This window comes from Phytohabitans sp. LZ39, assembly GCF_059359075.1.
Genome location: NZ_JCADBM010000021.1, coordinates 166874 through 190757 on the forward strand (window position 1 = coordinate 166874; position 23884 = coordinate 190757).

The 23884-nt window shown below is 71.0% G+C and carries 20 protein-coding genes and 1 pseudogene; 12 read left to right on the forward strand and 9 right to left on the reverse strand.

Features of this window, described 5'->3' with window-relative positions; translation table 11 throughout:
• Positions 1-406: 406 nt before the first annotated feature.
• The 8 genes from AC5L36_RS33590 to AC5L36_RS33625 all read right to left on the reverse strand — a co-directional run bounded on the left by AC5L36_RS33590 (position 407) and on the right by AC5L36_RS33625 (position 8992).
• The gene (locus tag AC5L36_RS33590) at positions 407-1447 is read right to left on the reverse strand and encodes a GNAT family N-acetyltransferase (protein WP_441224625.1); all 1041 of its coding nucleotides are present in this window, start codon (positions 1445-1447) and stop codon (positions 407-409) included.
• A gap of 74 nt (positions 1448-1521) precedes the next feature.
• Positions 1522-2247 carry an ACT domain-containing protein gene (locus AC5L36_RS33595; protein WP_441224623.1) on the reverse strand — a complete coding sequence of 242 codons (726 nt, stop codon included), beginning with the start codon at positions 2245-2247 and terminating at the stop codon, positions 1522-1524.
• 133 nt (positions 2248-2380) lie between these two features.
• Positions 2381-3427 carry a LacI family DNA-binding transcriptional regulator gene (locus AC5L36_RS33600; protein ID WP_441224621.1) on the reverse strand — a complete coding sequence of 349 codons (1047 nt, stop codon included), beginning with the start codon at positions 3425-3427 and terminating at the stop codon, positions 2381-2383.
• Positions 3428-3476: 49 nt separating this feature from the next.
• Positions 3477-4904 carry a GH1 family beta-glucosidase gene (locus AC5L36_RS33605; protein ID WP_441224620.1) on the reverse strand — a complete coding sequence of 476 codons (1428 nt, stop codon included), beginning with the start codon at positions 4902-4904 and terminating at the stop codon, positions 3477-3479.
• Positions 4901-5752: a carbohydrate ABC transporter permease gene (locus AC5L36_RS33610; RefSeq protein ID WP_441224619.1), complete on the reverse strand. Its 852-nt coding sequence runs from the start codon at positions 5750-5752 to the stop codon at positions 4901-4903. The genes AC5L36_RS33605 and AC5L36_RS33610 overlap by 4 nt, the downstream gene beginning before the upstream one ends.
• Before the next feature lie 10 nt (positions 5753-5762).
• Positions 5763-6737: a carbohydrate ABC transporter permease gene (locus AC5L36_RS33615; protein ID WP_441224617.1), complete on the reverse strand. Its 975-nt coding sequence runs from the start codon at positions 6735-6737 to the stop codon at positions 5763-5765.
• Positions 6738-6859: 122 nt separating this feature from the next.
• Positions 6860-8158: an ABC transporter substrate-binding protein gene (locus AC5L36_RS33620; protein WP_441224615.1), complete on the reverse strand. Its 1299-nt coding sequence runs from the start codon at positions 8156-8158 to the stop codon at positions 6860-6862.
• Positions 8159-8446: 288 nt separating this feature from the next.
• Positions 8447-8992, reverse strand: coding sequence for a plasmid pRiA4b ORF-3 family protein (locus tag AC5L36_RS33625; protein WP_441224613.1), 546 nt, complete (start codon positions 8990-8992; stop codon positions 8447-8449).
• A 166-nt stretch (positions 8993-9158) separates the two neighbouring features.
• On the opposite strand from AC5L36_RS33625, the gene AC5L36_RS33630 reads away from it, so the two are divergent.
• The 9 genes from AC5L36_RS33630 (at position 9159) to AC5L36_RS33670 (ending at position 19704) form a co-directional block, all read left to right on the forward strand.
• Positions 9159-9890, forward strand: a complete 732-nt coding sequence (locus AC5L36_RS33630) for a pyrimidine reductase family protein (RefSeq protein ID WP_441224612.1) — start codon at positions 9159-9161, stop codon at positions 9888-9890.
• Positions 9891-9990: 100 nt separating this feature from the next.
• A complete protein-coding gene (locus AC5L36_RS33635; RefSeq protein WP_441224610.1) occupies positions 9991-11733 on the forward strand; it encodes an ATP-binding protein in 1743 nt (580 codons plus the stop codon).
• Positions 11733-12887: an exonuclease SbcCD subunit D gene (locus AC5L36_RS33640; protein WP_441224609.1), complete on the forward strand. Its 1155-nt coding sequence runs from the start codon at positions 11733-11735 to the stop codon at positions 12885-12887. Before AC5L36_RS33635 ends, AC5L36_RS33640 begins: the two co-directional genes overlap by 1 nt.
• Entirely contained in the window at positions 12884-15373 is a 2490-nt protein-coding gene (locus tag AC5L36_RS33645; protein WP_441224607.1) for an AAA family ATPase, read from the forward strand. The genes AC5L36_RS33640 and AC5L36_RS33645 overlap by 4 nt, the downstream gene beginning before the upstream one ends.
• A complete protein-coding gene (locus AC5L36_RS33650; protein WP_441224606.1) occupies positions 15370-16326 on the forward strand; it encodes a hypothetical protein in 957 nt (318 codons plus the stop codon). The genes AC5L36_RS33645 and AC5L36_RS33650 overlap by 4 nt, the downstream gene beginning before the upstream one ends.
• 39 nt (positions 16327-16365) lie before the next feature.
• Positions 16366-17220, forward strand: a complete 855-nt coding sequence (locus tag AC5L36_RS33655; RefSeq protein ID WP_441224604.1) for a spermidine synthase — start codon at positions 16366-16368, stop codon at positions 17218-17220.
• Positions 17221-17315: 95 nt separating this feature from the next.
• The gene (locus tag AC5L36_RS33660; protein ID WP_441224602.1) at positions 17316-18005 is read left to right on the forward strand and encodes a sigma-70 family RNA polymerase sigma factor; all 690 of its coding nucleotides are present in this window, start codon (positions 17316-17318) and stop codon (positions 18003-18005) included.
• Positions 18002-18796, forward strand: a complete 795-nt coding sequence (locus AC5L36_RS33665; protein ID WP_441224600.1) for an anti-sigma factor family protein — start codon at positions 18002-18004, stop codon at positions 18794-18796. The genes AC5L36_RS33660 and AC5L36_RS33665 overlap by 4 nt, the downstream gene beginning before the upstream one ends.
• A 341-nt stretch (positions 18797-19137) precedes the next feature.
• A complete protein-coding gene (locus AC5L36_RS33670; protein ID WP_494909496.1) occupies positions 19138-19704 on the forward strand; it encodes a hypothetical protein in 567 nt (188 codons plus the stop codon).
• Between the two features lie 85 nt (positions 19705-19789).
• Here AC5L36_RS33670 and AC5L36_RS33675 read toward each other — a convergent pair whose 3' ends face one another.
• Positions 19790-20752, reverse strand: coding sequence for a ferredoxin (locus AC5L36_RS33675; RefSeq protein WP_441224597.1), 963 nt, complete (start codon positions 20750-20752; stop codon positions 19790-19792).
• Between the two features lie 319 nt (positions 20753-21071).
• Between AC5L36_RS33675 and AC5L36_RS33680 the strand changes: the two genes are divergently transcribed.
• The 3 genes and pseudogenes from AC5L36_RS33680 to AC5L36_RS33690 all read left to right on the forward strand — a co-directional run.
• A complete protein-coding gene (locus AC5L36_RS33680; RefSeq protein WP_441224595.1) occupies positions 21072-21836 on the forward strand; it encodes a DUF4142 domain-containing protein in 765 nt (254 codons plus the stop codon).
• Positions 21837-22212: 376 nt separating this feature from the next.
• Positions 22213-23058 carry a DNA-3-methyladenine glycosylase family protein gene (locus tag AC5L36_RS33685; protein ID WP_441224682.1) on the forward strand — a complete coding sequence of 282 codons (846 nt, stop codon included), beginning with the start codon at positions 22213-22215 and terminating at the stop codon, positions 23056-23058.
• Between the two features lie 445 nt (positions 23059-23503).
• A pseudogene (locus AC5L36_RS33690) lies at positions 23504-23884 on the forward strand (hypothetical protein); the annotation flags it as partial.

Below are 23884 nucleotides of genomic sequence, written 5' to 3' on the forward strand. Positions count from 1 at the left end.
TCAGGTAAGAAGCTTCGAGATCTAGGACAGTCAGGGTTGAAATAGCGCCCTAACTCTCCAAGATCTCGAATCTGGGCCGGGCGCACGGCGGCGGCGGTTACTCAGGGCGACGAAGCCGTGTTTCAAGTCCCTGGTCGGCAATAGGCATTGTGGACAAATGCCGCTGCACTGCGGGCCGCGCATCCGCCCGGAGCAAAGGGATGACCGCGACCAACGTGAGGGTGGGCCGCAAGCAACAGCGGACGGGTAAGGCCGCGGGAGCAGCGGTCTGGACCACATCGGACATCGCGGTAGCTCAAGATCTTTGAAGTCGGGCTCTCGGGGCCTGGTGTCTGCCGCTGGCCTGGATTGGAACGGCCCGGTCCCGCATCGGGGCCGGGCCGTCGTCGAGGGCGCGCGATCAGGTCTACGCGGAGGTCCGCACCGGGGCGGAGGCCAGCGGCACCGTCACCGTCAGCAGCGTGTCGTCGCGCTCCGGGGTAGGGCCGGAGCGGCTCAGGCGACGGAGGGTCGCGAGCATGGGCTTGTTGTCGGCGTGGGTGTGTGCGACCAGCGCCGCGTACCCCGCGCGCTCGCCGTGGGCGACCAGGCGGCGCAGCAGGGCGGTGCCGATGCCGCGGCGCTGCCAGGCGTCTTCGACCAGCAGGCCCACCTCGCCGATCTCGCCCTCGGCGACCAGCGTCGCCGTCGCGACCACGCGGTCGTCGGCGGCGAGTGCCACCAGCGTCACGCCGCGGTGGGGGTCGAGCAGGCGCTCGACGCGGGCCGCCGGCGGGACGGCCGAGCCGGTCAGGTAGCGGCGGTAGCGGGTCGAGGGCGTGCACCTGTCGTGCATGGCCGTGACCGCGGCCAGGTCGTCGCGCACCGCCGGGCGTACCCGGATCTCGGCGCCGTCGGGCAGGACCAGCGTGACCTGGTCGGCGGCCTGGCGTACGACGGTGGCCGCCAGGTCCACCAGGGCCTGCGCCCGGGCGTACTCGGCCGGGGTGAACGTCGGGGCGGGACGGCTGATCTCGTACGTGCCACCGGTCGGGTCGACCAGTCGCATGCCGCCGCGGTTGGCGCCGTAGCGGTCCTGCCCGGGAGCCGGGCGCCAGATCACCGCGTCGGCGCCGAGCAGGGCGGAGAGGGCGTCGCCGAGCGAGTCGGGGTCGCGCACGAGCCGGCTCGCCAGGGTCAGCGTCCGGGTCGGCCAATCGGCCAGCTCGCGGGCCTCGGTGCGGGTGACCCAGGCGTCCCGGCCGCGGCCCTTCTCCACTGCGGCGAGCAGGTCTTCCTCGGTCAGCGTGTCGGGCGCGTCGACCAGGAAGTCGTCGACCGCACCCGCCTCGGTCGTGTGCACCTGCACCGCCAGGATGTTGACCGACTTGAGCGCCAGGCTGGCGGTCAGCACGGCCAGGTAGCCCGGCCGGTCGTCAACGGTTGCTCGGAGCCGCCACAGACCCATCGCGAACCCCCTTCAGTCCCCCGAATCAAGACTGCACGGCCGCTGTTTCTCTGACGTTACTCAACCGTGATCATTCATGATCGGGAAACGGCGGACGGCGCGGTGACAAGGTCCAGGCGGTCGCCGAGGATCACGGCGGCGGCGCGCACGAGCTGCGCGACCCGGTCGACCTCGGTCACGTGGAACCCGGCCGCGGGCAGCCCCTCGGTGTCGCCGCGGGCCACCATCAGCACAAGGCCGGCGCGACCGAACGGGGCCACCGCGTAGCGCGTCTGGTCGGCGCCGGTCAGCGCCCGCGCGCGCAGCGGGGTGACCTCGGGCAGCAGCAGCGGCGCGGGTGCCCGCCAGCTCGAGTACGCCACCGCGGGCTCGCCCCCGGCCAGGCCCGGCTGCGGCGCGGACCCGCTGCGTGCGGCCCAGTCGGCCGGCACCACCGCGGCGGCCGCCCAGTCGGCGGCGAGCAGACCGGGGACCGCGTCGACGAGGGTGCCGAGCCCGTCGGCCGGGTTGGCCGCGACCTGGGCGAGCAGCTCCGCGTCGTGGCCGCCGGAGACCGGCGCGCCGATCGCTCGCCACACGCCGTCGACCTGGACGCCGGGGATGGCGGCGAGACCGGCCCGCAGCCGCTCGACCCGGGAGGCGCCCGGCCACACGACGGTGAAGTCGTCGACGGCCCGACCGCCCAGCCGCTCCAGGACCACGACCTGCACGATGTCAGCGCCGGCGACGCCGAGCGTCCGCGCCACCTGTCCCAACGCACCAGGCCGGTCCGGCAGGGTCACCCGAACCCGCAACAACATGGCAAGCCTCCCGTCGGCAGGCCAGCGCCCGAGCGCTGGCACCCTCCAGGGTGCCTGATGACCATTTCGTCCCTGTTGCTGCGCCATGTCTCCGGAGGGAAAACCGTCCGTTAACCTGAGCGGAAGCTCTCCTTCAGGCAGACGCGCGCTGCACCATGTGGGTGTTTAGCAGCACGTACGGCTCTTCGAGCTCGTCGCGTCGGATCAGCGACATCAACAGGTGCGCCATCTGCTGGCCCATCTCCTCGACAGGCTGGTAGACGGTGGTCAGCGGCGGGTCGGCCTGGCGCGCGATCTCCGCGTCTTCGAAGCCGACCACCGCCACGTCGTCAGGCACCCGCCGGCCAGCCTCGCGCAGTGCTCGCAACGCCCCACACGCCATGAGGTCGGAGGCGCAGAACACCGCGTCCAGATCGGGCGAGACCTCAAGCAGCCGGCGCATGGCCGCCATGCCGCTGGCCTCGCTGAAGTCCCCGTACGCGACGAGGTCTTCGGTAACCGTGCCGCCGTGGTCGAGGATCGCCTGCTTGTACCCCGCCAGCCGGGTGATGCCCACGCCCATGTCCTGGGTGCCGGCGATGGTGGCGACCCGCCGTCGCCCCCGGCCGATCAGGAACTCCACGGCCTGCCGGGCTCCCCCGGCGTTGTCGACGTCGACGAAGTTGGCCGCCTGCGCGCCCGGCTGGAGCATGCGCGCCGGCCGGCCGCCCAGCACCGCCGGCAGCCCGCGCTGCTCGAGCAGCGTCGGGAGCGGGTCGGCGTCGTGCAGCGACAGCAGCAGCACACCGTCGACGTGCTGGTTGGTCAGGTGGTGCTCGACCTTCTCCCGCTCGGCCGGCGACTGGGCCAGCGCGAGCCAGAGCTGCATCGGTGTGTCGAGCAGGCCGGCGTGAATGCCACGGACGATGCCGGCGAAGAACGGCTCACCGAAGAGCCGCTCACCCGACTCCGAGATCACCAAGGCGACCGAGTCGGTGCGCTGGGTGACGAGGGCCCGCGCCGCCCGGTTGGGGACGTACCCGAGCTCCTCGATCGCCTGCTGCACCGCCGCCCGCGCCTCCGGGCTTACCTGCGGAGAGCCGTTGACGACACGGGACACCGTGCCCCGGCCGACCCCGGCGCGGGCCGCGACCGCGTCCAGGGTCGGGCGGCCGAGCGACCGCGTGCGCTGCGTTGTCATCGTCTGCTCCTCGGACGGCGGGCGGGCCCTTGACAGTTAGCTGACCAGCCTATTGTGCGCGTTCCTGCCCTTCCGAGCCGCTGGGGCTCAGACCATTACGGCGTATCACCTCGGAGTACCACTTCGCGCTGGACTTGGGAATGCGCACCTGCGTGTCGTAGTCGACATAGATCATGCCGAAGCGCTTCGAATATCCCCACGCCCATTCGAAGTTGTCCATTAGCGACCACGCGAAGTAACCGCGCAGCGGCACGCCCGCCTCGATCGCGTCGGAACAGGCACGCAGGTGGGCATCGAAGTATGCCAGCCGATCCTGGTCGTCCACCTCCCCGTCGACCACCGTGTCGACGAACGCCGACCCGTTTTCGGTGACGTAGATCGGGATCGCGGGGTACTCGCGGTGCACCCGCTCGAGCACCTCGACCAGGCCGGGCGCGTCGATCTCCCAGTCCATGTCGGTCACCGGCAGGCCGCGGTCGCCGAAGCGCACGTTTTCGCTGCCCGGCCAGTTGGAGGGCGCCCGCCAGTACGGCTCGGCCGACTCCCCGTCGGGGGCGGCCACCACGTACCGGCTGTAGTAGTTGACGCCCAGCACCGACAGCGGCGTGGAGATGATCGCCAGGTCGCCGTCGCGGACGTGCCCGAAGTCGGTGACCGTGCTGACGTCCTCGACCACGTCGGCGGGGTACTGCCCGCGGAGCACCGGGTCGAGGAAGATGCGGTTGGCGAGGCCGTCGATCCGGCGGACCGCGTCCGCGTCGGCGGCCGAGTCGGTCTGCGCCGACATCGCGTACAGGTTGAGCGTGATGCCGAAGCTGTGCTCGGGCCGCGCGGCCCGCATCGCCTGGACCGCGAGCCCGTGACCGAGCATCAGGTGGTGCGCCGCCCGCAGCGCGTCGGCGCCGTCGCTGCGGCCCGGGGCGTGCACACCCGAGCCGTATCCGAGGAACGCCGAGCACCACGGCTCGTTGAACGTGGTCCAGTAGCGGACCCGGTCACCGAGCGCCTGGTGGGCGATCTCGGCGTACTCGGCGAAGCGGCCGGCGGTGTCCCGCGCCGGCCAGCCGCCCGCGTCTTCGAGCGTCTGCGGCAGATCCCAGTGGTAGAGCGTGACCCACGGCTCGATGCCGTTGGCGAGCAGGTCGTCGACGAGCCGGCGGTAGAAGTCGAGGCCCTCCTGGTTGGCCGGTCCGCGCCCGTCCGGCTGGATCCGGGGCCAGGCGAGCGAGAACCGGTACGACTTGAGCCCGAGGCCGGCCATGAGCTTCACGTCGTCGGCCGCGCGGTGGTAGTGGTCGCACGCGACGTCGCCCGTGTCGCCCCCCTTCACCTTTCCGGGGGTACGACTGAACGTGTCCCAGATGGACGGCTTGCGGCCGCCCTCGGTGGCGCCTCCCTCGATCTGGTAGGCGGCGGTGGCCGCGCCCCAGAGGAAGTCCGGCGGGAAGGCCACCCGGTGGCCGTTGGGGCTTGTCACGCTTTGACTGCACCTTCCATGATGCCGCCGATGATCTGGCGGCCGAACAGGATGAACACCACGATCAGCGGCACGGTGCCGACCGCGGTCGCGGCGAACACCATCGAGTAGTCCGTGTAGTACGCGTACGAGAGGGTGGAGAGCGACACCTGGAGCGTCGGGTTTTCCGGCGTCAGGATCGCGAACGGCCAGACGAACTCGTTCCAGGTCTGCATGAACGTGAGCAGGCCGAGCACGGCGGCGGCCGGGCGCAGCGCCGGCAGCACGACGTTCCAGTAGATCCGCCAGGTGGAGCAGCCGTCGATGCGGGCCGCCTCGATCAGCTCGTCGGAGACCGCCGAGCTCGCGTACTGGCGCATCATGAACACACCGAACGCGCTGGCCAGGAACGGCACCGTGACGGCGAAGAGCGAGTCGTACCAGCCGATGTCCTGCATCAGGCCCCAGAGCGGGATGATGCCGAGCTGGGTGGGGACCATCATCGTGGCGACGACGGCCAGCATCAGGCCGTTGCGGCCGCGGAACTTGAGCTTGGCGAAGGCGAAGCCGGCCAGGGAACCGGTCAGCACGACCGACACCGTCACCACGCTCGACACGATGATCGAGTTGACGATGCCGGTGAGCAGGTTGGCCGTCTCGTTGTCGAGCGCCCGGTTGATGTTGTCGCCGAAGAGGCCGGACGGGCTGAACGGCGGCGGGGTGTCGTTGATCGCGTCGTTGCTGCGGGTCGCGATCACGAACATGTAGTAGAGCGGGTAGAGCGAGCTGATCACCGCGAGGATCAGCGCGATGTAGGTGAGCGGGCTGGTGCGCCAGAGCCGCTTCGACCCGGTGGACAGGTTGCTCATCGGGTGTCCCTCACTGCTTCACCGAACGGCGGGTGATCACGAAGTTGAGAATCGATACGACCACGATCATCAGGAAGAGCGCCCAGGCCACGGCCGCGCCGTACCCGGCCTTGCTGAGGTTCTGGATGCTGTTCTCGAACATGTACATCTGGACGGTCTGGAACTCGCGCTGCGTGCCGCCGATGATGTTGCCGTTGTTGAAGATGAGCGGCTCGACGAAGAGCTGAAGGCCACCGATGGTGGAGAGGATCACGACGAAGACGAACGTCGGCCGGAGCATCGGCAGCGTGACGGTCCAGAACTGGCGCCACGGGCTGGCACCGTCCATCGCGGCCGCCTCGTAGAGGTCGCGCGGGATCGCCTGCATGCCGGCGAGCAGGATCAGCGTGTTGTAGCCGGTCCACCGCCAGTCGACCATCGTGGAGATGGCGATCCAGGAGGTCCACCACTCCCGCCGCCAGTCGATCGCGTCGACGCCGAAGAGGCCCAGGAACCAGTTGACGACGCCGAAGTCGCGCTGGAAGAGCATGCCGAAGACGATCGCCACGGCCGCGACCGAGACGACGTTGGGCACGAAGATGGCCATCCGGAAGAACGTCTTCGCCCGCAGCAGCGGCCGGTTGAGCAGGTTGGCCAGGAAGAGCGCGAGCGCCAGCTGCGGCACGGTGGCCAGGATGAACATGCCGAACGTGTTGCGGACCGCGTTCCAGAAGTAGTCGTCCTTCAGCAGGGCGGTGTAGTTGTCGAGCCCGATGAACGTGTGCGCGCCGACGAGGTCCCAGTCGTGCAGCGACATCCACAGCGTCCACAGCATCGGGTAGAGGCCGAAGATGCCGAAGAGCACGAAGAACGGCGCCACGTACAGGTACGGCGAGTACTTCATGTCCAGCCGGGTAAACCGGGAGTACGCGCGGCGGCGACGGGGCGGATGGGCGTGGCTGGTTGGCGCGCCGTGGCGGGGCGGAGCGGAGGTGGCCGAGCTCATGGGGGCGTCCTTCCCGGATACGGCCGGCGGGTGGGGCGTTGGGTTGCGCACGGGGTTCGGTGGCGCCCGGGTGCTCCCCGGACGCCACCGAGACCGTTATCGAGACGAGCTGGAGTCAGTGGCTAGAAGGCGCCCTGCGTCGCGGCGTCCTTGGTGAACTGCTCCCATGCCTCTTGCAGGCTGGCCTGACCCGTTTCGTACGCCCGGAGCGCGGGCTCCATCGCGTTCTCCTTCACCGCCTGGTGCTTCGGACCGAGGTGGGTCGGGACGATCTCCTTCACGCTCTCGCCGAAGATCTTGCCGGTCGGCGCGTCGCTGAAGTACTTGTTCGTGAAGGAGGTGAAGGACGGGTCCTCCAGCGCCTTCAGGTTGGTCGGCAGGGGGCCGCTCTTCTTGAACGCGGCGACCTGGCCGGCCGTGTTGGTCAGGAACGCCGCCAGCTTCGCGGCCTCCGCCTGGTGCTTGCTCTGCGTCGGGACGCCGAGCCACGAGCCGCCCCAGTTACCGGCGCCACCGGGCACCGCGGCGAGGTCCCACTTGCCGGCGTTCTCCGGGCCGGAGTTGGACTCGACGATGCCGAGCATCCACGACGGGCAGGCCGTGGCGGCGAAGGTGCCCTGCTTGAAGCCGGCGTTCCACTCCGGCGCCCAGGTCGTGATCTTCGCGGTGATGCCGGCGTCGGCGAGCGCGATCGCCTGGTCCCACGCGGACTTAACCGCGGGGCTCTTGTCGGCGATGATGTTGTTCTCCTTGTCGTAGAACAGATCAGCGCCCTTCTGCTGGAACATCACGGCGTTGACCGCCATCGTCGCCGAGTCGACGAAGCCCTTGCCGGTCTTCGACTTGTAGGTCTTCCCGGTCTCGATGAACTTGTCCCACGTCGGCCACAGCGCACCGACCTGCTCACGGTCGGTGGGCAGACCGGCGGCCTTGAAGAGGTCGGTGCGGTAGCAGATGCCGAGGCTGCCGACGTCGGTGGGCAGGCCCATGAGGCGGCCGTCCGGCGCCTTGCCGAGCTCGTACTTCCAGGACAGGTAGTCCTTGCTGACGTCGCCCACCAGCGGGGCCAGGTCGACCCAGTTGGCCGGGTTGAGCTTGAACTGGTTGAGGATGCCCTCTTCCAGCATGATCACGTCGGCCGCGCCCTTGCCGGTGGCCAGTGCGCGCACGACCTTCGGCGTGAACTCGTTCAGCTGAGCGACCTTGCGCAGCTCGATCTTGATGCCGGTCTGCTGCTCGTACTGCTTTACCAGGTCCTCATATCCAGCCTCGCCGAAGGTGTCGACCACCAGCTTCTCCGGCTTGGCGCCGCTGTTGCCGCCGCCCTCATTGTCATCTCCGCACGCCGTGGTCGTGGCAAGAGCCGCGACCGTGGCGAGCGCGACCGCCGCATACCGCTGGCGGCGCGTCGAAACGCTCATCCCTGACCCCTCTCAGGTCGTGATGTGTGTGGTGGGGGTGTGCCCGGTGCACGCCACGTCGACGGACGCACAAAAAACGCTGCCCACGACCGCGTCGAAGGCGTGCCTGGCGCCACACGGTGCCCGGTGTGTGGCTTTCACCACACCCCGCCGGGAGCGCTCCCATGAGATTGCCGGCACGTTTCTAGGGTGTCAAGACCCAAGTGGGAGCGTTCCCATTTCGTTACTGACCGCAGTGGGGCGAATTAGCACCAGCCGCACGGAACGGGGTTTAGCCGGGCGAGCCGGCTACGCCAGCCGCCTGAGCAGCGTCGTCGCCCGGTCCATCGCGAAGTCGGTGGGATCGAAGGGCCGGCCGATCCAGCCGGTCATCGCCTCGTGCTCCGGGTGGGCGGGATCACTGACGGCGGAAAGGAAACGGGCGTAGCCGAACGCGCCGCCGACGTCTTCCGGCGGGCAGGCCCGCTCGCCGCCGACGCACGCCGGGTATCGCTCGTCGGGCTCGGCGCCGAACACGTCTTCGACGGTGATCTCGTGCTCCCACCAGTCACCGAAGTCGTAGGTGTACAGGAACCGGGAGCCCTTCGCGCCAACTGCGTCAAGTCGCACGTCGAGCTCGTCGCGCAAGGCCAGCTCGCCGTCGGGGTCGGGCTCGCCGTACTGCACGCCCTCGATGTCGAACGAGTGCAGGTGGCAGTCTTGCCAACCCATCGCGTGCTGGACGACGCGGTGCAGCCGGTCGAGCGTGAAGCCGCCCGGCACGAGCACCCGCCGCCACACCGGCGGAACGACGTCCGCCAGCGACACCTTCAGCTGGAAGATCTGACGCGGCATGGTTGGCGCTGTCCCCCGTTCTGACGTACGTGCTGCCGTAGGGTTTCCACATGGTCTGCCAGGCGTGCCGGTCGAGGCGACACAGCGACTGCCGGGGTGGCAGTTGGTGCGACTGTCAGCACCGTACCCCGGCACCCACTCCCCCGGTCACTGGTCCGGCGGGCGAATGAGCGCGTCTCTGTCCCGGCTCGAGGCGGGTGGTGCGCTCGACGACGGCGCGCTGACCGACCTCTACCGCGCGGACGGCCCGGTCCTCCGGGTCAACTTCGTCACCAGTGTGGACGGTGCGGTCGAGCTCGACGGCTTCTCGGAGGGCCTTTCCGGCGCACCCGACAAGCGGGTCTTCGGCCTGCTCCGCATGCTGTGCGACGGGCTGCTCGTCGGCGCCGGCACACTCCGCCACGAGGGCTACCGGGCGGTGCGGCTGAGCGCGGAGCGCCGGGCCTGGCGGCGGGCGCACGGGCTGGCCGAGTACCCGACGCTCGTGGTCGTCTCCGCGGCGCTCGACCTCAACCCGGGCCAGGCCGCGTTCGCCGACGCACCGGTGCGGCCGATCGTGATCACGCACGGCCGGGCGCCCGCCGACCGGCGGGCGGCGCTCTCCGGCGTGGCCGAGGTGCTGGCCGTCGGTGACGAGGCCGTCGACCTCGCGGAGGCGGTGGCCCGGCTCCGCGAGCGCGGCCTCACCCACCTGCTCTGCGAGGGCGGGCCGCACCTCTTCGGCTCGCTCGCCGCGGCAGACCTCGTCGACGAGGTGTGCCTGACCGTCTCGCCGCTGGTCACCGGACCGGGCGCGGGCCGCATCACCGCCGGCCCGGCCAGCCCGCCGAAGGGCATGGCGCTGCGCCACGTGCTGGAGTCGGAGGGTTCGCTGTTCCTGCGATACGCCCGTAAGTGACCGGACGAGCACACGTTCTTGTGGATGAAACTGTGGATGACCACAACTTCTTGTGGATATCGGTGAGTCGTCTGCGGTGATGTCGGTCCGGTGGTGCACGATGAGTGCCGTGGCAGATGAGACCGGTGAGGCGGTGGGGCGGGTCCTCGGCACGGCCGACGCCACACCACTCCAGTTCTGGACGGCCGTGGCGCCCGGCAGCTACCTCCAACTCGACGACGTGGTGGTGACCACGCGCGAGCTGCCCGACCGCGAGCCGGTCACGATCGCGGGCGTCGTGACCCAGGTGCGGGCGCGGCACGAGGGCGCCCAGTTCGACTCCGACGTGTTCGCCATCGCCGACGGCACGCTCCCCGCGCTGGTGCAGGAGGCCGCCGAGATCACCACCACCCGGGTCGACCCCGAGCTGTACGTGCCGCCGTCCCCCGGCGCGCTCGTCCGCCGAGCCACCGGCGACCTCCGCGCCGCCGCGCTCCACTTCGACCGGATGGAAAAGCGGGTGCCGATGGGCACCGGCCGCGACGGGCTGCCCGCGTTTCTCAACGCCGACTTCCTCGACGGCAGCCGCGGCGCGCACGTCTCCATCTCCGGCATCTCCGGCGTGGCCACCAAGACCAGCTTCGCCACCTTTTTGCTGTACTCGGTGTTCCGCTCCGGCGTGCTCGGCGGCGACGCGATCAACGCGAAGGCGCTGATCTTCAACGTCAAGGGCGAAGATCTACTCTTCCTCGACCACCCCAACTCCCGGCTCGACGACGCCACCACCGCGCGCTACGCGGAGCTCGGCCTGCCCGCCACGCCGTTCCCCGACGTCCGGGTGTACGCGCCGCCGAGGGCCAAGGACTCCTCCGGCACGCCCGACGTGAGCAGCCGCCTCGCCGGCGTCGACAGCTTCTACTGGACGCTCGCCGAGTTCTGCGAGGCCCGCCTCCTGCCGTACGTGTTCGCGGACGCCGACGACGAGCGCCAGCAGTACACGATGGTGGTCCACGCGGTCACCGCCCACCTGGCCCGCTACGCACAGCCGGCCGACGGCGGGGTGAGCATCGACGGCACCCGCCTGGGGTCCTACCCCGACCTCGTCGACTTCGTGGTCGCCCGGCTCACCGACGAGGAGACGCGCGGCACCTGGGCCGGCAGCGCGATCAACACCGGCACGGTCAACGCGTTCGCCCGGCGGCTGATCGCCAGCAAGAAGGACCTGGCCCGGCTCATCCGGGGCGACCTCGCCGCCCGGCGGCCACACGCGATCAACACGGCCGAGAGCGCCCAGGTCACCGTCGTCGACCTGCACAACCTGCCCGACCGCGCGCAGCGGTTCGTGGTCGGCGTGACGCTCAAGACCGAGTTCGAGCGCAAGGAGAAGGCGGGCTCGGCCAAGCCGCTGCTCTTCGTGGTGCTCGACGAGCTCAACAAGTACGCGCCGCGCGAGGGGTCGTCGCCGATCAAGGAGGTGCTGCTCGACATCGCCGAGCGGGGCCGCTCACTCGGCGTGATTCTGATCGGCGCGCAGCAGACCGCCAGCGAGGTCGAGCGGCGCATCGTCACCAACTCGGCGATCCGCGTGGTCGGCCGGCTCGACCCGGCCGAGGCGTCCCGCCCGGAGTACGGTTTCCTGCCGCCCGCCCAGCGCCAGCGCGTGCTGCTGGCCAAGCCGGGCACGATGTTCGTCAGCCAGCCCGACATCCCGGTGCCGCTGTGCGTCGAGTTTCCCTTCCCGGCCTGGGCCACCCGCCCGTCCGAGGCGGGGCAGGCGCCCTCGGCAACGCTCCGCTCGATCGTCCAGTCCGCCGACCCGTTCGCCGTCGTCGGCGGCCGGACCGAAGACGAAATCCCGTTCTGATGAAGATCCTGCACACGTCCGACTGGCACGTCGGTAAGGTCCTCAAGGGACAGTCGCGCACCGAGGAGCACATCGCGGTGCTCGCCCAGGTGGTGGAGGTCGCCCGCGCCGAGCGCCCCGACCTGGTGATCGTCGCCGGCGACATGTACGACACGGCCGCGCCAACGCCCGAGGCCACCCGCCTGGTCACCCGGGCGCTCTCCGCCCTGCGCGGCACCGGCGCGCAGGTGGTGGCCATCGGCGGTAACCACGACAACGGCGCCGCGCTCGACGCGCTCCGCCCGTGGGCCGACGCGGCCGGCGTGCAGCTGCGCGGCACCGTGCGCGAGTCGGCCGCCGAGCACGTGCTGGAGGGCGAGACCGCCGGCGGCGAGCGGTGGCGGCTCGTCGCGCTGCCGTTCCTCTCCCAGCGATACGCCGTGCGCGCCGCGGAGATGTACGAGCTGACCGCCGCCGAGGCCACCCAGACCTACGCCGACCACATCGGACGGTTGCTGGGCGTGCTGTGCAAGGGTTTCGGGCCGGGCGCCGTCAACCTCGTCACCGCCCACCTCACCGTCGTGGGCGCCACGATGGGCGGCGGCGAGCGGGAGGCGCACTCCGTGATGGGATACGCCGTGCCCGCCACCGTCTTCCCGGGCAGCGCGCACTACGTCGCGCTCGGCCACCTGCACCGGGCCCAGCAGGTGCCCGGTCCGGCCCCGGTGCGCTACTGCGGCAGCCCGCTCGCCATCGACTTCGGCGAGGGGGAAAACACGCCGTCGGTCGCGGTCGTCGAGGTCACCGCGGAGAGCACGGCGAAGGTGCGCGACGTGCCGATCACCGCCGCGGTGCCGCTGCGCACCGTCCGCGGCACGCTCGCCGAGCTGTCCATGATGGACGGTGACCAGCCCGGCTGGCTCCGGGTGTACGTGCGGGAGTCGCCCCGGGCCGGCCTGCGCGAGGAGGTGCAGGCGCTCCTGCCCAAGGCGCTCGAGGTGCGGATCGATCCCGAGATGCTGCCCGACACGGGCGCCTCCGCCCGCGCGGCGCAGCGCGCCGGCCGTTCCCCGCGCGACCTGTTCTCCGACTACCTGGAGAGCCGCGGCCACGCCGACGAGGATGTCCAGGAGCTGTTCGACGCGCTGTACGAGGAGGTGTCGGGGCACTCATGAGGCCGTTGCGGCTGGACATGGCCGGGTTCACGGTGTTCCGCGAGGAGACCACCGTCGACTTCACCGACGCCGACTTCTTCGCGCTCGTCGGGCCTACCGGCTCCGGCAAGTCCACTGTGCTCGACGCGATCTGCTTCGCCCTGTACGGGCAGGTGCCGCGCTGGGCGAGCAGCCGGGGCATCGTCAACGCGCTCGCACCCTCGGCCACCGAGGCGCGGGTGCGGCTGGTCTTCGAGTCCGCCGGCGCGCGATACGTCGCGACCCGCGTGGTGCGCCGCGACGGCAAGGGCCGGGTCTCCACCGGCGGTGCCGGGCTCCAGCTGATGCCGCGCGGCTTCGACCCGGCCAAGCTCGACGCCGGGCTCACCCCGGACGACCTGGGCGAGGTGCTGGCCGGCACGCCGGGCGAGATGGACGAGGCGGTGCTGGAGGCGATCGGCCTGCCGTACGAGCAGTTCACCAGCTGCGTGGTGCTGCCGCAGGGCCAGTTCGCCGACTTCCTGCACGCCAAGCCGGCCGCCCGCCAGGAGATCCTGGTCAACCTGCTCGGCCTGCACGTCTACGAGGCGATCCAGAAGAAGGCGTCGGCCCGCGCGATGCAGGCGGACGCCCAGCTCGCCGCCGTCGACCAACTGCTCGACGACCTCTCCGACGCCGACGACGAGTCGCTGGAGGCGGCCGCCGCACGGGTCACCGCGATGCGCGAGCTGGCTACGGCGGTCGAGGCCGACGTGCCCGCCCTGCGGGACGCCGAGCGGGGTGCGGAGGAGGCCGCGGCCGCGTTGAAGGCGCTGGGCGGCGAGATCGACGCGCTCACGGCGATCCGCCCGCCGGACGACCACGCCGCGGTCGCCGAGGCTGTCGCCACCGCCCGCGCGACCGCCGCCGAGGCGTCCGCCGCCGTCGCGGTCGCGGAAGAGCGCGAGGAGAAGGTGCGCGGGCAGCTCGCCGGCGCGCCCGACGTCGCCGCCCTCCGGCTGCTGCTCGAGGCGCATGCCGAGCACGACAAGCTCACCGGCCAGGTGCGGTCGCTCGCCGACGCGGTAAAGGCGGCCAACAAGGAGCACGCCACCGCGGCCAAGGCACTCGACAAGGCCAACGCCGACGCCGCGCTCGCGGCCGGCAGGCTGGAAGACGCGCGCAAGGCCTACCAGGACGCGCAGACCGCCGACCGGGCCGCCGCGCTGCGGGTACACCTTGTGGCGGGTGAGCCCTGCCCGGTGTGCGCGCAGGAGGTAACCGCGGTGCCCGATGTGGCGGAGTCGGCCGTCGCCGCCGCGGAAGCGGCCGGCAAGGCCGCCCGCAAGGAGGCCGACCAGGCCACGAAGCTCGTCGCCGAGCGCGACAAGGCGCTGCGCGAGCTCGACCGCGTGCTGGAGCGGGCTCGGGCGCAGCACGACCAGCTCACCGCCCGCCTGGCCGAGCTCGCCGGGCGGCTCGCCGACTCCCCCGGCCCGGCCGCGCTCGGCCGCGAGCTGGAGGCGCGCGCGGCGCTGCAAGGCCGGCTCGACGACGCCGCCGGCGCCGTCCGGGCCGCGCGCGAGGCCCAGCGGCGGGCGCAGGCCGGCGCCGACTCGGCCGACGACCGGCTGAAGGCGGCGTGGCGACGGTTCGACAAGGCGCGCGACGCGGTCGGGCGGCTGAGCCCGCCGGCCGCCGACCGCGAAGACCTTGTCGCCGCCTGGGCGACACTCGCCGGGTGGGCGCGGGCGCAGGCGTCCGAGCGGGCCGGCCAGCGCACCGAGGCGGTCGCCCGGCTGGAGGCCGCGCGAGCGGCGGTCACCGAGATCCAGCTGCGGCTGGCGGCGCTGTTCGCCTCTGCCGACCTGGCCGTCCCGGAGACCGGGCTCGACGGTGCCGGCGCCAGTCGGGCGGTGGCCGTGGCGGTGGCCCGCGCCGAGGCCGCCCACCAGCGCGTCGTCGAGCGCCGCGAGCAGGCCGACCGGCTCCGCGAGCAGCGGGGCACCCACGAGCGCGAGGGCAACGTCGCCAAGACGCTCGCCGGCCACCTGCGGGCCAACAACTTCGAGCGGTGGCTGCTGGAGGAGGCGCTCGACCTCCTCGTCGACGGCGCCTCGCGGATCCTGCGCGAGCTGTCCGCCGGGCAGTACGAGCTGGTGCACGACAAGGGCGAGTTCTACGTGGTCGACCACCACGACGCGGGGCTGCGGCGGGGCGTGCGCACGCTGTCCGGCGGCGAGACGTTCCAGGCCTCGCTCGCCCTCGCGCTGGCCCTCTCCGAGCAGCTCGCCGGCCTCTCCACCACGTCGGCGAGCCTGGAGTCGATCGTGCTCGACGAAGGCTTCGGCACGCTCGACGCCGCCACGCTCGACACCGTCGCCGCCACGCTCGAAGGCCTGGCCGCCCGCGGCGACCGGATGGTCGGCGTGGTGACGCACGTGCCTTCGCTGGCCGAGCGGGTGCCGGTGCGGTTCGAGGTGCGCAAGGACGCCCGCACGGCACACGTGGAGCGGGTCGGCCTGTGAGGGCGCGTCTCTTCGTCGACTCGTGGGATCCCGCCTACGGTGCCTCCTTCGAGGGCGGCGACGGCCCCGCGACACCGAGCACCGCTCAGGTGGACACAGGAGTCGAGTTGGCCGACGCGGACTGGCGGCCGTTGGAAGCCCCCGACGGCGTTTCCGCCCCGGAGGTCGTGCTGCTCGTCGACGGCGTGCGGCGGATCGACGCCGGGCTCTGGACCGAGGAGGAGGACGGCGGCTCGTTCCCGGGCCTGGCGGCTTCCTACGCCGCCGGGGTGGTCCGCTGCGACCTGCGCGGCGGCGCCGCCGAGCTGGCCAGCTCCCGGGTGGCGCGTGGGCTGTTCACGGCCAGCCCGTCGGCCGACGACGTGGTGGCCGGACAGATCCACTACCGGGTCCACCGGGTGAGCGGCACCGGCGAGATGAGCAAGCTGCCGGTCGCGATCCAACCCCCGCTGACCGCCCTGGAGATGGAGCTCTCCAGTGTCGCCCGCACCGACGGTGATCTGCTCGTCGTGGACGGGCCGCTGCGGCAGCGTCGAGACCTGCCCCGCACGCTCGGCTACGTGAAGAAGCAAGAGGGCAAATACCTCTCGCAGCAGCTCACCCTGATCGTGACAGCGCTCCGCGCGGGGCAGCGGTCGCCGGTGTTCAACATCACCAAGGCGTTCGGCGGCTGCTGGTCGTGGTACCTGCGGCTGCCCGGCTCCAGCGGCGCGCCCTGGTCGGGCATCGTGCGAGTGGAGTGCTCACCCGACCTGACCGTCGAGCAGGCAATCGAGCTGGCCGACCTGTCGCTGGTGACGCTCCCCCGGTTCGCGTCGACGTCGTACAAGGACCCGCGGGCGCCGCAAAACCTCATCCCGATCGCCGGCCTGGAACGCCGCCTGCGCGGCCTCCTCGGCGACGCCCGCCTCCTCCACCGCGCCCTCACCCTCGCGACCGCCCGCCTCAGCTAGCGAGCGATCTGGCCCGCGGGGCCCATGCATACTGCTCTGATGGCGGGCGGTAGGCGGGCGGCGGATCGGGTGTCCGCGCGCGTCGACTCCGGGCAGGCCGAGCTGGTGCCCGACCCGGATCGGGCCCGCGCGTTCACGCTGGTGCTCGAGGGCGCCCCCCAGTCGTACGTCGACCTGGACGACCCCACCTACCTCGACTTCGAGTACATGCGGCGGATGGCGATCGCGGTCGACCTGGCGGCACCGCCCAGGCGGCCGCTGCGCGCGCTGCACCTGGGCGGCGGCGGGCTCAGCCTTCCCCGGTACGTGGCCGCCACCCGCCCGGGGTCGGCGCAGCGGGTGGTGGAGGTGGACGGCGCGCTGGTGGAGTTCGTGCGGCGCGAGCTGCCCTGGCCGCGCGACCCGCAGCTGCGGGTGCGGGTGGCCGACGCGCGCGCCGCGCTGGAGTCGAGCCGCGACGCGTCGTACGACCTTGTGGTCAGCGACGTCTTCGCCGGGGCGCGCACGCCCGCCCACCTGGCGTCGGTGGAGTTCGCCCGGCATGTGGCGCGGGTGCTCGCGCCCGAGGGCACCTACCTCGTCAACGTCGCGGACGGGCCGCCGCTCGCGTACGCGAAAGGCCAGGTGGCGACCGTCCGGGCGGCACTGCCGCACGCGTGCCTGATGGCCGACTCGACCGTGCTGCGCGGCCGGCGGTACGGCAACCTCGTCGTCGTCGCGGGGCACGCCGAGCCGCCGATCCCGGCGCTGTCGCGGCGGGTGGCCGGCGACTGGTTTCCGGGGCGGGTGGTGTTCGACGGCGAGCTCGACCGCTTCACGCACGGTGCCAAGGTCATCGACGACGAGTCAGCGCGGCCCTCGACACCACCGCCGGCAAGTTTTTGGCGACATTGATCCGAACGCGCGCCTGACCCGTACTCCAGCATGGTCCGGGGGTCTCGGGCCCTGCGACGTATGGAGGTCGGGATGCAGACGCCGCTGGACAGCCTATGTACGCGGTAGCCGCGGAGTGGCGCGGCAGCCGCGGGCGAGACCGTGCGGCCGCGGTGCCGCCCCAGCGGTCAGCGAATCGGTGGCAGGCTATCGACGGGGGGTCGGCCGCACGCCATGATGAGCGCGTGACGCCACGACCCGCCCCCGGGCGCCACCAAGCCGGGTCCTCGACCCCCAACCACGACGACGCTCTGGTTCGGGAGCTGTACGAAGAGCACGCCGGCCCACTCCTGATGTTCGTGCTGCGACTCACCGGCGGCGACCGCCAGCGTGCCGAAGACATCGTGCAGGAGACGCTGCTGCGCGCCTGGCGCAACGCACACCGCCTGGGCGCTCAGGGCCAGTCGTCGCTGCGGCCCTGGCTGGTCACGGTGGCCCGCCGGATCGCGATCGACGACCACCGCAGCGAAAACGCGCGGCCGCCGGAGACGTACGGGCGAGACCTGGAAAACTTCTCCGAACCGGACGAGACGGAGCGGGTCCTCCGGCTGATGACGGTGACCGATGCACTGCGTACGCTGAGCCAGCCACACCGGGAGATCATCCTGGAGACGTACTTTCGGGGGAAGACGGTGCCGGAGGCCGCCGAGACACTGGGCCTGCCGTTGGGGACGGCCAAGTCACGGGTCTACTATGCGCTCCGTGCATTGCGGAGCGCGCTACAGCAGCGGGGAGTGACCGGATGAGCCGGGCAGCCCACTGGGATGTCGCCGCGTACGCGCTGGGCGTGCTCGACCCGCAGGAGTCGGAGCGGTTCGAGGAGCACCTCGCCGGCTGCTGGGCCTGCGCGGGCGAGCTCGAGTCCATGCTGCCCGTGGTCAACCTACTGTCCGAGGTAGACGGCGAGAGCCTGATCACCGCGGAGCAGTCGCGGTCCGACGGCCGCCTGCTCGACCGCATGATCGTCGAGGTCGGCGCGCACCGCCGCAAGGTCCGCAGCCGCCAGTTGCTGGCCGCCGCGGCGGCGGTCGTGGTGTTGGCGACCACCACCGGCGTCTCGCTTGTCGCCGGCGGTCGCATCTTCGGTGACGGTGGCACCCCGTCCGACGTCGTCGCGGGGGGCAGCACCAGCGCGCCGCTCACGCCGCCGGCTGGTTCGGGCAATCCGAGCGGTCCCGGCATCGGCGGCCCCGAGCTCGGTGAAGACGGCGAGCGCTTCTCCGGCACCGATGTGCAGACCGGCGTGGAGGCCACGCTCGTGCTGGAGACCAAGCCCTACGGCACCCAGGTCTCGTTTCAGCTGACCAAGCTGACCGGGCCGCGCCAGTGCCGGCTGACGGTGCTGCGCGAAGACGGCTCCAAGGAGGTGCTCAACACCTGGACGGTGCCGCCGCCTGGCTACGGCACCAAGGAGGAGCCTCAGCCGCTACTCCTGCAAACCAGCACCTCCACTCCGCGTAATGAAATCGACCGCATCCAAGTACAGCAGGTTACCAAGGACGGCGTGGTCGAGTCACTCGTCGAAGTACCGGTTTAAGTAAGAGATAAGAACTGCAAGGGGGTGCCCGCCGAAATGGCGGCACCCCCTTTAACTTCTCTTAAAGATCTGTTGGGTACACAACGCTTGCATACGTGCACACGCACGGGGACCAGCCCTGGTTCAAGGTCAGCCTGTGAAATTGTTTACGGTCGATAGTTCATCTTTTCGCCGTCCCCCTCCGTACTAACCGGCGACAAGGCCCAAGTGGACATGTACAGGGAGGGCAAGTGATACCGGGAAAGCGAACCGCTCTCTTGGCAGGCGCTCTGGCAGGGGTCGCACTCGCCCTGCAAGGTTGTGCCCCGGCTGGTTACAACCAGGGTGACGACCAGGTCTCGGTGGCCAACGAAGCGGCTGCGGCGGCGGACGAGACTCCCACGCCCGCGCCCGACGCCAGCGAAGAGGCCGCCGAGGAAAACACGGGCGATGCGCCCAAGAAGGACGTTCCGATCACCACGAAGCTCACCGGGAAGAGTCTCCCCCGGATGGGTCAGGCGGTGGTCGACCAGGATGGCTGGATCCTGTACCGCTTCGACAAGGACACCGCCAACCCGCCGGCCAGCAACTGCCGCGACAAGTGCGAGAAGGTCTGGCCGCCGGTGTACACCGAGGACGGCAAGCCCGAGCTCGCCGGCATCGACGAAGACAAGGTCGGCGTGATCACCCGCGAGGACGGCACCAAGCAGCTGACGCTGGATGGCTGGGCCCTCTACCGGTACATCGGCGACAAGAAGCCGGGCCAGTGGAAGGGCCAGGGCGTCGGCAGCACCTGGTTCGTGGTCGCGCCCGACGGCAAGCGCAACGTGAGCTGCCTGCCGAGCGTTCCCCCGAAGCCGGCCGAGCCGCCGGCGGACGACGCGGCCGACGACAAGGAAGGCGGCGACTCCGGAGGCTACAGCTACTGACGTACCCAACCCGCACGAACCCGGCGGCCGGTCACAGCCCTAGAGGCGTGGCCGGCCGCCGGCGTTCGTGCGGGTGTTGCGGGTATCAGCGCCGGTCGTCGTAGTAGCCGCGATCGTAGGGACCCCGGTAGTCGTCGTAGTCCCGCTCGTACTGCTCGGGAGCGTCGTCGTCGTAGGAGAGCTCGACCGAAGACTCGTAAGCGACGTCGACGGCCGGCGGGCGACGCCGGGCCGGCGCCTCGGTGCCCCAGCGGTCGTAGGAGCTGGGCGCGGCGCGGCTGAGCGCGATGGCCCTGGCCGGGCAGGCTTCCGCCGCGCGGAGCGCCACCTGGACCTGGCCCGGCGGGACCGCCGCGCGAAACGCGAGCCGCCCGTCGTCGCGGAGCCGGAACAGGTCCGGTGCCTCACGCTCGCAAAAGCCGAACCGCACGCAGCGGCCGGCGTCCACGGCTATCGCGGCGCCGGCGCCACCGCCGCCGGCCGGCCGGGGACCACCCCGGCGCTCCGAGCGCACGGGTGGCCGGTAGGCCTCCTCCGGGTCGCCGCGCCGGAACCGCAGCCGGGCGACCATCGGCATCGTGCTCAGCCGGAGCAGCAGCGTGAACAGCCACGTCACGACCACCGCGCCCCACACCGCCGTCGTCGCCGTGTCCGGGCCGGAGATCAGGATGTGGGCCACGACCAGCGTGAACGCCGCATAGGTGACGGTGTGCACCGCCTGCCACCGGCCCGCGCCGAGCCGCCGCTGCGCCAGCACCGCGAGGGTCGCCGCGACGGCGAGCTCCAGCCCGAGCACGCCGGCTCCGAGGCCGAGCCGGTCGGCGGGGTTGAGGAACGGCACGAACAGGTCGACCACCCGCACCGGCCCGCTGGGCGCGGCGAGCTGGGCGGCGCCGTGCACCGCGCCGAGGATGAGCGCGGTGAGGCCGGCGACCATGTGCACGCCGTACACCGCGGGGCGCCGGGCCCGGCCGCCGCGCAGCACGATGCCCCACACGGCCGTGAGCCACAGCAGCCCGTACGACGTGAACCCCACAGCCGCTGTCACGAGATGCACTTGCTGATCCGCGGTCGGCACGTCGGCGAACCTCCCTCGTCAAGGCTTCGCACCCGGTGCAGCCAGCCAGTATGGTACGACCATAGTGAATATCAAAAGGTGCTCACGATCTGGCACCATCTGATTACTTAGGGCCGCGCATTGAACCGCCGCCATCACCCGAAAGTACGATGCCGCCGCGATGAGCGGAGACGGCATAAGTTCGCTTTAAATGTCACGTAAGAAATCCCTATTTCCAGCTATCCCAGATTGACGATTCCTTGTGTTCGCCATAGCGTTTCTCCCAGCTTCTACGTGGGAGGTTCGAACGATGTACTCGGGACGACTTGCGGCACCCGGATCGCGCGGCTCGCGCCGGGCGGCAGCCGTCCTCGCCGGCCTGGTCATCGGCACGCTCGGCACTTTCGCCCTGCCGATGGTGTCTGCCCAGGCCGCCCCGGACACGCCCCTCACCGCCGCCGACAAGAACCTGTTGAATGGCGTGCGGCTCGCCGGTCTCTGGGAGATGCCCGCCGGCAACATGGCCGCCGAAAAGGGTGGCCGGGTTCGCGTTCGCCAGGTGGGTGCTGAGATCGCCAAGCAGCACTCCCAGCTCGACAAGCTGGTGGTGGACGCGGCCAACAAGCTCAACTACCGGCTTCCCGACGAGCCCAACGCGGACCAGCAGAAGTGGCTGGCCGAGATGGAGGAAGCGAAAGCCGGCGCCGACTTCGACCAGGTCTTCGTCGACCGGCTGCGTGCCGCGCATGGCAAGATCTTCCCGGTCATCGGCGGCGTCCGCTCCGGCACCCGTAACGACGTGGTGCGCAAGCTCGCCGCGGACGCCAACGGCTTCGTGCTCACCCACCTGACCCTGCTGGAGAGCACCGGTCTGGTGAAGTACTCGGAGCTGCCCCTGCCGCCCGACCCGCCGGCGGCGAACGGCAAGGCGGCCGCCAACACCGGCATCCTGAGCGGCGCCGACGCGCGTGCCCAGATCGGTGGTGTCTCGCCGACGGTCATCTGGGTGGTCCTGCTCGCGGCGCTCGTAGCCGGTGGTGCGACAACGTTCCGACTGTTCCGCTCAGGCAGGTAATCCGCCTGGGGCAAGTAAGAGAAAAGCTTTCCGGAAGCGCAGCGCAACCCGCCCTCGGCCCGTGGATGTCGTGTCGGAGAGCCCACGACATCCACGCAGGTCGCGCAACCAGCCAGCGGGCGGAGGCGATCAGTTCCCCCAAACTGGCGCCACCAAGGGAAGGGCCCGGAAAACCCAGCGCGAAGGGAGTGGTCAGGGTACGACCACCGGGCCTGCGCAGCGAAGCCGGAAAGGGCAGCGCCGGGACACCCCGTCCGTGTCCCGGCGCTCGCCGTCTTCGCCAGCCTAACCGGCCGGGTGTACCCGGGCCTAGAGTGTGACCGTGCATCGGGTCTTGACTCCGCCGGAGGGGTACCACCTCGCCGGCTCGGTGGGGATGCTGGCGATGGGCCGGCACGACCCGTGCGCCCGCTTCGTCGACGGCGCGTTCTGGTATGCGAGCCGCACGCCCGACGGCCCCGGATCCCTTGCTCTGCACCGCGACGGCGAGAGTGTGGTCGCGACCAGCCACGGCCCGGGCGCGGAGTGGCTGCTCGACCGGGCGCCCGCGATCGCCGGCCTGCATGACGACCTCACCGGGTTCTCCCAGCTCGCGGCCGCCCACCGGGTCGTCGCCGAGCTCGCCCGCGTCCACCGCGGCGTCCGGCTGCCGGCCACCGGGCGACTCTTTCCCCGATTGATGCGGGCGATCCTCGAGCAGAAGGTCACCGGCAAGGAGGCCTACCGGGCGTACGCGGCGACGGTCCGCCATTTCGGCGAGCCGGCGCCCGGTCCGGTCGAGCGGCTGTTTCTGCCGCCGGAGGCCGAGGCCATCGCCGCCGCGCCGTACTGGGTGTTCCACCCGTTCGGTGTCGAGCAGCGGCGCGCCGACACGCTGCGCCGGGCCGCCGCCGAGGCCGCCCGGCTGGAGCGGTGCGCCGACAGCGCCGAGGCGACCAAGCGGATGACCGCGATCGTGGGTATCGGCCCGTGGACGGCGGCCGAGGTCGTCCGCACGGTGTACGGCGACCCGGACGCGGTTAGTGTCGGCGATTACCACATTCCCAACATGGTGGCCTGGGCGCTGGCCGGAGAAGCGCGGGCGGACGACGCCCGAATGTTGGATCTACTCGCGCCGTTCACGGGACATCGGGGCCGAGTGTGCGTACTCTTGGAAAGCGCAGGAATTGCGGCGCCGCGATTTGGTCCGCGCATGCCGATCCGTTCCTTCGCACGTTTTTGACGAGCCGCCCGACCACGCTCCGTCAGCACCTGACGACGGGCGGGGTTTGCCGCAGCTCATGGCCGTGACCTGCGACTTCGAAAAGGTTTCAAGATCGTTGAACCCCCGACATCATCCGAACGGGGGATACGGTCGCGTTCAGGCGCCTTCCATAAATCTCCTTTAAGGAATGGCGGGCAACCTTAATTCCTTCTTCGTCGCTTGACACTAATCGACGGCCACTTTTAGGTTAGTTACGCGGATAGACGTGGTGCGAACTCGTTGCGTATGGAAGTTCGGACGTGTATTCGGCACCCGCAACCGGACGAACGTGCTAGAGGAAACCCCTCACGGGACGACGCCTGCCCACCGCGCCGCCCTCAAGGAGAAGGAGAAGGATCCCCACATGTACAGGTCGGCACAACGGCGCAGATCGACCAGCGGGCGAAACAAGCGCATCATTGCCGTGCTTGCGACGCTTGTGGTGTTCGGCGGCATCATCACCGTGACGCAGATCTCCAACGCGGGCGAACGGCGCAACCGAGGCGGGCGTCCCCCGGCGACCCAGTGTCGCCCCGCTCCGGACGGCACCGCGCCGGCCGGCCAGCAGAACGTCACCGAGACCCGGCAGAACGGCCGCACGGTCCGCAACTACTGGGGTGACGGCCAGGCGTGCACCACGACGCCGGCGAGCCCGCCCGCGAGCCCGAACTCGTCGGGCCAGCCCAACCAGCCCGCGACTGGCGCGCCGTCCACCACCGCTCCCCCGGCGCCGCTGGACTTCGGTCCGGACGAGTGCTCCGAGGGCAACGACCTCCAGCTGCACGACGGCTTCCAGAACGGCAAC